We start from the raw sequence: 11,308 nt of genomic DNA, 5'->3' as shown, positions 1-11,308 counted from the left end.
GCCGCAGGCATGCGCGCAAATGCGCGGGCAGGCCGGAACGACTGTCGCAAACGGATGGAAATAACCGGTTACATGGGCTTTTAGCCCTGCACCAGGAGATGTTGAAAGGAAAAATCAGTAAGGAAGAAAGGGGTTACGCACGTGGAGGGTGGAACACGGCATGGAGGGGTCTGGAGGGCACATCCGACAAATATGCCGGGCGGATGCGCACCGCCTTTTCGGGACGCAGCAGGAGCTGCGAGGCGGTTTGTGCAATGAGGATTTCGAACTTCTCGGTCACCGAATTGCCGCTATGGTCTTTTTTCTGCTGCTGCTCCATTTTCTTCATGAGCACGCAGTGACCATCGCAATGCATTTTCGGCCTGGACTTGTTGATGCAAAGCACCCGTGAGATATACTCCTTGTTCAGCGAAAATTCCGCCAGCACGAGACCTTTGCTGAACGTCTGCAGCAAGAGCCCACCGAGAATGACTATGACGAAAATCTGTTTCATGAACATGGCAAAAATACGTTTCCATTCGCATACGCACATATGATTTACATCAATGTTCCAACAAAAACGGGGGAACCTTCATCATGGTTCCCCCGTTTGGGTATTGTTTTTTAGTTGTCTGTCCGTTACTGCGCGAGCATAAACCGCAGTGTCACGCCGCCGCGTGTATTTGTAATCGGGTAGGCGGTTGAAATGACGGGAATGGTTTGCCTGCGGTCATAGAAGAACTTGATGTTCAACCGGTTATTGACCACATAATCGATCGACGGTGCGATGCTGATCACTTTCTGCCCGCTGGTGGGGATCACGATATCTGCGTCCAGCCTGTTGTTGACGGTTTTATCGTCGCGCCAGCTGAGGTCCATCCTAAAGTTAAGGTCGTTCTCCAGGCGTTTGCCGCCGTCTTTCCCGATACGGATGGGCAATGGCAGGCCTCTGACGCGGTATCCCCCGCCGATGGTGATCTCGCTCGACCGCATTTCGCTCAGCTGGTAATCGATGAGGCTGAGGCTGAGGGTACGGCTTCTCCGGAAACCTACGCGGAGGTTCAGGGAGTTGGTGAAGGTCATATCAGCTTCGAGCAACGGCACGAACTGCTCGGTGATGGTGAGGTTCGGCACGAGGAAGTACGGCACGTAGTTGCCCGACACCGTATCGCGGAACGCGGGGTAACCCAGGATCAGCGGATCGTAATACATGAGCGCCGTGTTGTAGGAGTTCATGCTCAGCAGGCCGGTGTAAGCGTGGGTGAGGGTGAAGTTCGTGAGGAAATCGGCGAACGGTTTCACGCGGCTCAGGCCGTTGTACGTGATACGCCAGTTGGGCCGCGGCAGGATGTTCTTGAACGGATTGGAGCGCACGTTGGCATTGGTATGCTTCAACAGCGGCGCGTTTTCCGGTGTGGTACCGGTGTAGGCGGCCAGGAAGGCCGGCACCAGTACGTCCTGCGCATAACGGCCGTAGCCGTAGCGGTATTGCGGATCTTTCGGGTCGTATTTCGGAACGGAACCGTTATTATTATACGGGTTCAGCTGGCCGAGGCGTTCCGAAATCGCCGAACGGTAATTTTCGAAATCCCGGAAAGTGGACGATACGCCGTCTTCCGTATTGATCTTGCCGAACATCGTTTTAATGGCGATGAAGGTGATTTCGAAGCCGCCGGCGTCGTAGGGGTTCAGGTGGTTGAACACGCCGTTGCCGATGGTATCTTTAAAGAGTTCGGTGTGCGTTTTGGAGAAGGAACGGGTCAGGTTCAGATCGATGCGCAGGTCGCGCACCGGCTCCAGTTGCGCCTGGATATCGAGGCGCTGGGTGAATTGCTGCTGGAACTGGATGTTGAAGAGGGTATCCGGGCTGAGGAGGCCTTTCTTTGCGAAGTTGTCCATCCAGGCCTTGTCGGGCTGCTTGCCCAGCACAAAACCGATACCCGGGGCCATCGACTGCCAGTTCATCCCGAGCAGCTTGGTGCTGTCGAGATAACCCGGCATACGGGTGCCCGAATTCTCGCTATAGTTTACATTGATGCGTTTCAGCATCATCGCGATCCGCATGAGCGCTTTGGCGGCACCGGAAGGCTGTCCTTCGTCGGCCTTCTTATCGTCTTTTCCTCCCGCCTGCGGCGCATTGCCCATCAGCGGCGGAACATATTCGGAGCCGCCGGAGCTGCTGATGTTCATCTTCCGCAGCCATTTGCTCTTATTGTACAGTTCATTGAACTTGAACTCCGCCGCCACCGTTTTCTGGTTCGAATTCTCGATGGCGTTGCCCAGGTACATCGCCAGCCGCGACGCGCCGATCCAACGGTACTCGGTTCCATAGCTGATGGCCACGCTCGTCCAGCTGAGCGCCGGGAACTTGGCCGTCGGCAGCGTGTAGGTAATATTGGCGTTGTGGAAATAATTGGTGCTGCGGCCGCCCTTGAAGAAGTTTCCGCGAACGGAATCCTTCTTGGCGCCGGTATTGATCCGCCCATCCGGCTCATCGATGCGCGCATTGTTCACGGCATTGAAGTCGAGGGAAAGATTGCGGGAGAAGTCCCACTTCAATGAATAATACCGGTCGAAGCGGAAGAACTTGTCATAAGTTTCCTGCAACTGGAACGGACCGCCGCCGATATTGCGCATACGGGTGGCGCCGAACTGGCGGGATACGTCGGCCCGGAAGCTCATGAGCGTAGGCACGTAGTTGATGTTGAACTCGCGGATCAAAGCCAGCCAGGGCGTTTTGTTCTTGATGAACTTGAACGGCTCGATGAATTTCTGCGTTCCGTTGAAGGTATACCCCAAACCACCGCGGTGGCGGGTCAGCACATCTTCCTGGATCACCGGGTTATGACGGCTGATCTGGCTGTAGGAATAGCTGATGTCGAAGTTTTCGATATCCCACAGCCTGTTTTTGGTGCGGCCAATGGCAAGCTTACGCACGTTGGTCAGGTTCAGGCTCTTGATGGAGGTGAAGTCCTGCGCGTTGCGGCGGATGGAGTCGCGGTGCTCCTTGTTCCGGGCCATCGACAATTTATCTTTCAACTTGATATCCAGGTCGTAGGGGTCATATTCCGGGTTGCTGGTAGTTTGGGAATAACCGGCGTAGATGGGGATCGTCAGCCCGAGGTTTTTCGGCAACAGCTTTCCGGGATCGAAGTTGCCGGCAATATCGTATTGCAGGAAGTTATCCCGGAAACGGTCGTTCACCCGCTGGTCGATACCACCGAAGCCCGCCGTGTGCATGTTTCCGCTCACGGTGATGGAACCCAGGTCCGCCAGGTCGATATCCATCCTGGCCAGCGCGGCGTACCCGCCTTTTTCGTCGAGGCCGGTCAGGCGCATCTCGTTAAACCATACTTCGGTACATTTCGGCAATCCATCGTCTTTCGGGTTGGTCACCCCGATCATCACGTTCCGCACATCACCCAAACTCGGGTTACCGACTACGGCTACCACGGCGTTGCCATCCTGTTCTTCATACGGCACCAATGGCGATGCGCCACTATTATTACGTGCCATCTTCAGTTTGGCGAACCGGTCGAGATCGAGGTCGAGGTTGTTTTCCTCCGGCCATATCTCCGTATCGCGCGCCGCGCCCCAGGGCGTCACCTTCATGGGAATGCGGTATTCATAATAGTTCTCGGTAAAGTCGCTACCCACCCGCACGATGGCCTGCAGCTGCCCGTCCTTCAAAGAACTGGGGTCGCTCACCGCTTCGGAGTGGATGAACATCTGCAGGCGGTTATACTGCCGCAGGTCGAGCTGGATATTTTTATACATCGCCCGCGTTTCACCATCCTGCAGGTTGCAGATCTGCGCGGAGATGGCCTGCTCGTTCAGGAGGATATTGGTATTGTTGGTGCTCAGCGTGTTCTGGCGCAGGATGCCGGGAGGCAGTACATACGGAACGGGACGGCGCTTGGCGTTCTCCTCAATGTTCACGGCCGACACGTTGAAGGTCGTTTGCTGGTCCACCGGGATCGGGTCGCCGGGCTTCAGTTCATATAAATAACGGCGCCATTGGTTGCGCACCAGGTCGAGCTTGGCGAAACGCAATACCACGGAATCCTCGAAACCGGTCAGGAACATCCGCATGAAACGGATCGATTTGAAGTCGGGGATGTTGCCCACCTTCCGGTCGTACTGGTTCACCGGCACCTTGAACTGGTACCAGATCTGGTCGGCCATCTGCCCGTTGGGCAACTGCACGCGCGTCTCGAAACGGTCTACCACGTAGTTGGAGCCCACCTGCATGTTGGGCGTCAGGTCTACCCGGTACTGGAAATATTCCTCCGTTTCGTTCATGGTATTGTCGCGGTTGAGGTCTTCCGACTCGGGATAGTTGGTGGCCGCGTTGGAGAACTGCGAATTGTCGTTGGACACGGGGGAGTTGCCATCCGGACCGTTAATCTTTTTATACCTGCCGAGGATATCGGTGCGGGCCGCGTCGTAAGCGGCGTCGCGGTACCATTTATAATCGTCGTTCGAAGGGTCGTTGGCCACGTTCTGATATGCGCCGGAACCGGTGCCGAAGTTAGTGGCCAGGTCGAGGAGGTAAGGCGCGTGGAAGTTTCGCTCGTCGCCGTTTTCCAAACCGTCGAAACCTACGTCCTGGTAGCGGCGGATATTGGGATCGTTGTCGAATGCCTGTGTGATCTGCTGCTGGAACTTGGGAATGCGGCCCCATTTGGTGGAGTCGAGTTTATTGCGGTCGGCGTTGGGATCCGGCAGGCCGTTTTCGAAAAACTTGCGGGAATCCTTCAGCACGTCTTCCGATACGTTGCCGAGGTTGAAGTACAGCGAACCACCGCTGGAGTTGGGATTATTGAAGAAGGGATCCGGCACCCAGAACTCAATGAATTCGATATTCGCCGTCTCGAAGTCGGAGTTGTCGATGGCGCGCATGATACCGCCCCAGCGTTGCTTCGGGTTGCGGAGGCGGCCGCTGGCTTCGAGCTGGAGGGGTGAGCTCTCCATATTATATGGACCTTTCTCTTCGGGATAGTATGCCAGGTCGAGGGTGCTCAGCTGGCTCTGGCCGAAGTCGGTAGAGCGGTTGGGGAACACGTCTTTCTGGTAAATGAGGCGGGTGCGCGGGTCGGACTGCGACGCTTCCGTAACACCGGGCGGGAGGTTGCTGGACCGGGGGATCTGCAAGGTTGGCTCGATGATGTACCAGGCCAGCAGCGCCCTGTTCTTGCCATAGGCCAGCGTATCGTTCAATTCCGCTTCGGGGAAGAGGATGGAACCGGCGGCATTGGTGGCGTCGCGGGGCGTGGAGGCGAGGCTCCAGGCGGTAGACGGGAACTTCAGGTCGTAGCCGCTGCGGGTACCCTCGAAATCGTCGATCATTACCTGCCCCTGTTTGGAACCCGGTGCGTTCACCAGTTTGGAGTGCCCGGGGAACAACCTGGCCACCTCACCCGTAAAGTTGATCGCCGCCGGGCGCGATGTCTGGAAGTTGGGCAGGCGGTCGAGCAGGCGGGTAAGGCCGCGCCACTCGGAAATATAGTTACCGTCGAGCCCCACCACGGTATTCTTGATGGGATCGTCGCCGTAATTCACTTTTTGGTAATAAGGCCGCTCGCTCATCCGCACCACGGTACCACCGAGGTTCAGCTTGTCGTTCACGAAGTAATCGAGACGGGTCCCCATGTAGTTGCGGACCTGCTGCCCGAACAGCCCGTTGTTTTCGAACTGCACATTGATGGGCACACCGGCGCTGAGGACCCCGCCGTTGATGATTTTGATGCGCCCCATGTTGTAATCGATAAGGTAATCGATGTCTTCGCGGAGCATTTGTCCGCCGGCGGTTACGGTTACGGAGCCACGGGGGATGTTATAGGCGTTGAGGGAGATTTCGGAAGCGTTGGCGGACTTGTACGATCCCCGCATGATGTACCTGTTGAGGTTGGGGAACTGCTGCGCGATGACCTTGATGGAGTCGTACAGCATGGTGTACATGTATTGTTTTTCCAGGGCGGCGTCTCCACCGAAGGCTTTGCGGACGCCTTCGCCGAAAGGTTCCAGCACGGGGAACATGATTTTCCCGTTCTGCGGGAATATGGTGAAACCTTCCACGTAGTCGAATACGCCGTCGGGCTGGGGGTCGTTCTGGTTATTGAGGCGGTCGAGGTTGAGGATGGTGATGATGGGAGCGCCCTGGTATTGGCCCGCGGCGTCCGGCAGGTAGCGTTTTTCGCTGGGGGCGCGGGTTTCGGTGCCGGGGTCTTTATAGAGGACGTCGAGTTTGAAGTCGGCGCGGTTTACCTGGTAAGCTCCGGTGGAGTAGATGTTTTTCATCATGAGGTCCCAGATGGGGAGGGCGGGCCTGGCGGAGGTGGCTTTCAGCATCTTGAGGAAGAGGATCTGCTGGTTGGCCGAGTTTTTCGGGTCCGGGGGCACGTCCTGCGAGAACTCACCCACCTGGTATACGCGGCCGTTGTAGGTGTATTGGTAGGCCACGGCCAGCACTTCGTCGGGCTGCAGCTGTTGCTGCAGGGAGATGAAACCGATCTGGCGGTTGAGGGTATATTCGGTGGAGTCGAGCTTCCGGGCGAAGGTTTTCTCAAAATCCTGCACGGGCTCCAGGTTCAGGGCCAGCAGGCGGCTCACCACCGTTCCGGTGAACCGGGCCGCCGGGTCGCTGATAAGATTGCGGTACAGGTCGTTCGTGTTCCGGTCGGGCAGGCGGTTGGACGTCAGCGCCTGGATCGCGGGGTTGTGGGGGCGCTGCTCGGCCAGGTCCATCAGGGCCACGATGTCCCGTGTTTCGGTGGTGGCGCCCGATTTGTTGGTTACCCACACTTCCGCGCGGTTGATATACACCTGCGAGCGGATCACCGGCAGGTTGCTCATCGCGTAATTAAACGTATCCCGGAAAAACTGGGCCATGAGGAAGTGCCGGTTGTCTTCATACTCATCTGCCCGGCTGATGAAGTCGTTCACGCTGTTACCTCCGCGAAGCACCATGTTCTGCTTCATGGACTTCTGGTTGGAGAGCACACTGGTAACGGTGAGGCGCCCGAACTGAAGTTGCGTTTTAACCCCGAAGAGGCTTTGCACCCCGGGGATGAGGGAGCTGCTGAGCGGGAAGCTGACGTTACCGGCTTCAATTTTCTTGATGATCTCGTCCTGGTAGCCGGTATATTCGAGTTTGACCTGGTTTTCGAAGTCGAAGTTGCTTTGGGTGTTGTAGTTGGTGATGAGTTTCAGCTTCTCCCCGATCTTGCCGGTCACGTTCATGTTGATGTCGATATCGAAGTCGAAGCCCCCGTTTTTGCGGGCTCTTTCCACGAGCACGGGGTTTTTCACGTTCTGGCCCTGGTAACCGAAAGTAAGCCCCAGGCTTCCCTGCGGCTTGATGTCGACCTTCGTGCCGCCGAATACGCGGTCGAAGAGCTTATCGCCATAATAAAGCTGTGGAGCGGTGCCGCGCTGGTTAAGGTTGCCGATGGTGCCGGCCCTCTTCTGCCAATACTCGCGTTCGCTCTGCGCCGCCTGCATACGATAGAATTCGTTGAAGGACATGACGGTAGGCTGCCGGTAATTCCGGCTCCCGATTTTTTCAGTAACGATGTATTCCTTGGATGCGGGGTCGTATTCTACAGTCTTTTCAATGTTGGCGGGGTCTTTCAGATCTATTGCGTTACGGACGGGGTCTGTGACGGCTGTTCCCCTCCTGTCTCGGATGGGATATTTCAGCGTATCGGGCTTTCCCACCGTGTCAGGACGTGTCAGAGCTGATTCCCAAATCCCCGCGTACGTTTTATTTTTCTTGTAAGTATATCCCGAACTTTTCGTGTTTCTGGCGGCTGATTCAACAATGACTAAAGATACAACACCGATTACTGCAAGTATTCCAAGGTAATTCTTTCTTGCCAAGCGATCTTAGGTTTTATAGAGGTCAAGGACTACTAAGTTATAAATTTTTGAGGGATTTCTTGATAAGTACCTCCAACTCATGCAATTGTGGCTCCGCTTTCAGCACCTTCCGTACCGCCTGTTCGGCCATGTTTCTGGCAATACCCAAGGTTACCAGAGCATTTAACGCATCTTCCTCAATACTATTGTGGGTTTGGGGAGATAAATATACGGTTTCCTCGCGGTGTTTTTTCACTTTATCCTTCAGTTCCAGGATAATACGCTTGGCCGTTTTGTTCCCGATCCCTTTCACGCCTTCCAGCATCTTCTCGTTTTCCATGACGATGGCCCGCTGTACGTCTTCCGGCGTGAGCGAGCTCAGCATCATCCGGGCCGTACCGGCCCCTACCCCGGAAACACTGATCAGTTGGAGGAACATGCTCCTTTCCGCGTCGGAAAAAAAGCCGTACATCGTGTGGGCATCCTCCTTGATATGTACGTAAGTCAGGAGCTTGCAGGTTTCAAGACCGCCGATCTGCGTCCAGGTATGGAGGCTGATCTGGACTTCGTAACCTACGCCGTTTACGTCCAGATGTACCATGGCGGGGGATTTGAAGGCAAGTTTGCCATTCAGGTATGCTATCATATAGGATTTTATCTCCGGCGAAATTAAATCATAAATAGAATTATTCGTTTAAGTCGTATTTTTACGCCCATTTTATAACTTATCCTAACAATATGAGTAAAATAACAGCCGCCATAACGGCGGTGGGTGGGTATGTTCCCGACTATGTACTGACTAACCAGGAGTTGGAAAAACTCGTTGAAACGACAGACGAATGGATCATGACCCGGACCGGCATCAAGGAACGGAGGATACTGAAGGGAGAAGGAAAAGGTACTTCCGAGCTGTGTGTACCGGTAGCGCTCGAGATCTGCAAAAAAAGAGGCATCTCCCCGTTAGAGATCGACCTGCTCATCGTGGCTACGGTGACGCCAGACATGGTGTTCCCCGCCACCGCGAACGTTGTTACGGATAAGATCGGCGCCAAAAACGCCTTCGGTTTCGACATCGGCGCCGCCTGCTCGGGCTTCCTCTACGCCCTGGACACCGGCTCCAAATTCATCGAAAGCGGCAAATACAAGAAAGTAATGGTGATCGGAGCCGATAAAATGAGCTCCATCATCGATTATACCGACCGCACCACCTGCATCATCTTCGGCGACGGCGCCGGTGGCGTGCTCCTCGAACCCAACACCGAAGGGTTCGGCCTCATCGACTCCGTCCTGAAATCCGATGGCCATGGCCGTGAATTCCTCAATATGAAGGCCGGCGGCTCCAACTACCCCGCTTCCGCCGAAACCGTTGCCAACCGCCAGCACTACGTATTCCAGGAAGGAAAAACCGTATTCAAATACGCTGTTGCCAATATGGCCGATGCAGCCCGCACCATCATGGACCGCAACCAGCTCACGGCCGATGACGTGGCCTGGCTCGTGCCCCACCAGGCCAACCTCCGCATCATCTCCGCCACGGCCGACCATATGGGCGTTCCCAAGGAAAAAACGATGATCAACATCCACCGCTACGGCAACACCACCGCCGGCACCATCCCCCTCTGCCTTTGGGAGTGGGAATCCCAACTGAACAAAGGCGATAACCTCATTCTCGCAGCCTTCGGCGGCGGGTTCACCTGGGGCGCCAGCTACATCAAATGGGCATACGACGGCAAAAAAGCATAATTATCAATAGCTTATAAAGGAAAAGGCATCCACCCGGATGCCTTTTCCCGTTAAAAGATATCCGGTTCTTCATTCACAAACTGATCGGAGCGATAAAACGCATGTAAATCCGTTCCGCAAAAAGGGCAATACCGGATATTCAACCGTTTCACGTCCTGCCCGATCCGGTAACCGGGCGTAACATAAAACTGATAGCTGTGCCGGCCATCCGGTTGATCCTCCAGATGCCGTTTTACCACGCGCAGGTTCATTCCATCCTCGCGCGATACCTCATGTCTGATGCCGAATCTGGCACAACAATAATGCTGATACATAGGGCGCAGTTTTCATAGTCAGGTGTAAAAATGGTCAGATGGAGCGTAGAATCAGGGGTTACGGGGCATGTAGCATCTCGTCATGTCCACGATAACAGGGCGCCTGGGCGCACATGCATTTTCGGATAAACAAACACATTTGCTTGGGTTTTGGAATAAGGATGATGTAATCGCTTCGTCTTGCTAAATCTCAAAAACAAATCCATGCTGGGTCAACGCATCGTACTTTTTCCTGTCGAACCGGTAGAGATGGGCGCCTTTCTTGGAGGTGCTTTTGTCTTTCTCATCCAGTTTCTCCAGGATGTCCATCGCGAGGATTTTCTTCCTAAAGTTACGTTTATCTAACGGCCGTTGATAAATTTCTTCGTATAAATTTCTCAATTGGGGCAGGGAGAACTTTTCGGGGAGCAGCTCGAAGCCGATGGGGTGGAATTTGGCTTTGTCGCGCAGGCGTTCCAGCGCTTCGTTTAGCATGGTGTTGTGGTCGAATATCAGCCCGGGGATCTGGTGGAGGTTGAGCCAGTGGGCGCCATGTTCCTGCGCCAGCATGCGGTCGTGCTCGCTGATCCGGATGAGGGCGTAATAAGCCAGGGATATCACGCGGGCGCCGGTATCCCGGTTGGCATCGCCATACGTGCGCAGCTGCTCCATGTAAATATCCCGGATACCGGTAGTTTGCCGCAACACGCGGATCGCGGCATGGTCGGTGCTCTCATCTTCCTGCACAAATCCGCCCACGAGCGACCATGCACCTTCCAGCGGGTCTACTTTCCGCTGGATGATCAATAGTTTCAGCTTCCCGTCTTCGAACCCGAAAATAATGCAGTCCACTGCCACCAGGTGCCGCGGTGCATTGGCGTAAAACGATCCATGGCTCATAATTCCGATTGTGGTTGTAAAATACGGGGAATTATTTTTTCTTGCTGGTATATTCGATGAAATCCGTGGAAGGTATTTTAGTGGCGCCCTGCTGCCGCAGCATCGTCACCAGCTGCCCGCGGTGGTAGGCGGAATGGGTGAACGACTGCAGGAGTATCTGTTCCACCGGCGTTTTGCAAACGCCCAGCGCCACGCTGTTATACTCCACTGTATGCGCCAGCCGCGCGGGGGACGCCGTAGCTACGAACGCCGCCAGGTCATCGCTCTGCTTTACGAACAACCGCGCCAGCTCTTCCGTTTCGCCCCGGAAGACCGTTGCCGCCGGTACCACCGGGCTTGCCAGGTGCAACCGCTGATACCAGATACTTTCCGCATTCCAGATATGCAATACCGTTGCCCGCAGGGAGGGGTGGCTGCTTCCCATGTCGCGGTCCAGCCGCTCGCCGGGCAGGCCCGCCAGCGCTTTCATCAAACGCTGGTTCGCCCAGGCGTTGTGCCGCGCCAATTGCAACAGAAGTTCCTTCATTAAAATC

6 protein-coding genes are annotated in these 11,308 nt (G+C 55.3%); 1 reads left to right on the top strand and 5 read right to left on the bottom strand.

Annotated features, from left to right (window positions below; translation table 11 throughout):
• Positions 1-133: 133 nt before the first annotated feature.
• From WJU16_RS17375 to ruvA, 3 genes are all read right to left on the bottom strand, one after another.
• Positions 134-493, bottom strand: coding sequence for a hypothetical protein (locus tag WJU16_RS17375; protein WP_341834726.1), 360 nt, complete (start codon positions 491-493; stop codon positions 134-136).
• 125 nt (positions 494-618) lie between these two features.
• On the bottom strand, positions 619-7,698 hold the full coding sequence (gene sprA, locus WJU16_RS17370; RefSeq protein WP_341834725.1) for a cell surface protein SprA: 7,080 nt from the start codon (positions 7,696-7,698) through the stop codon (positions 619-621).
• Positions 7,699-7,897: 199 nt separating this feature from the next.
• A complete protein-coding gene (ruvA, locus tag WJU16_RS17365) occupies positions 7,898-8,485 on the bottom strand; it encodes a Holliday junction branch migration protein RuvA (RefSeq protein ID WP_341834724.1) in 588 nt (195 codons plus the stop codon).
• Between the two features lie 92 nt (positions 8,486-8,577).
• Between ruvA and WJU16_RS17360 the strand changes: the two genes are divergently transcribed.
• On the top strand, positions 8,578-9,582 hold the full coding sequence (locus WJU16_RS17360; RefSeq protein WP_341834723.1) for a beta-ketoacyl-ACP synthase III: 1,005 nt from the start codon (positions 8,578-8,580) through the stop codon (positions 9,580-9,582).
• Between the two features lie 497 nt (positions 9,583-10,079).
• Here the strand turns inward: WJU16_RS17360 and WJU16_RS17355 are convergent, their stop codons facing one another.
• Together WJU16_RS17355 and WJU16_RS17350 are read right to left on the bottom strand one after the other, a co-directional pair.
• Positions 10,080-10,775 carry an NrtR DNA-binding winged helix domain-containing protein gene (locus WJU16_RS17355; protein WP_341834722.1) on the bottom strand — a complete coding sequence of 232 codons (696 nt, stop codon included), beginning with the start codon at positions 10,773-10,775 and terminating at the stop codon, positions 10,080-10,082.
• 31 nt (positions 10,776-10,806) lie between these two features.
• Positions 10,807-11,301, bottom strand: a complete 495-nt coding sequence (locus WJU16_RS17350) for a DinB family protein (RefSeq protein ID WP_341834721.1) — start codon at positions 11,299-11,301, stop codon at positions 10,807-10,809.
• Positions 11,302-11,308 lie beyond the last annotated feature (7 nt).

Source organism: Chitinophaga pollutisoli (genome assembly GCF_038396755.1).
GTDB lineage: Bacteria > Bacteroidota > Bacteroidia > Chitinophagales > Chitinophagaceae > Chitinophaga > Chitinophaga pollutisoli.
The sequence above is the reverse complement of the archived record's forward strand: the minus strand, read 5'-3'. Positions and strand labels throughout refer to the sequence as shown.

Excerpts from the sequence above, each read along its gene's own strand:
- WJU16_RS17375 (WP_341834726.1), bottom strand. The coding sequence starts at position 493 with ATGAAACAGATTTTCGTCATAGTCATTCTCGGTGGGCTCTTGCTGCAG.
- ruvA (WP_341834724.1), bottom strand. The coding sequence starts at position 8,485 with ATGATAGCATACCTGAATGGCAAACTTGCCTTCAAATCCCCCGCCATG.
- WJU16_RS17360 (WP_341834723.1), top strand. The coding sequence starts at position 8,578 with ATGAGTAAAATAACAGCCGCCATAACGGCGGTGGGTGGGTATGTTCCC.
- WJU16_RS17355 (WP_341834722.1), bottom strand. The coding sequence starts at position 10,775 with ATGAGCCATGGATCGTTTTACGCCAATGCACCGCGGCACCTGGTGGCA.
- WJU16_RS17350 (WP_341834721.1), bottom strand. The coding sequence starts at position 11,301 with ATGAAGGAACTTCTGTTGCAATTGGCGCGGCACAACGCCTGGGCGAAC.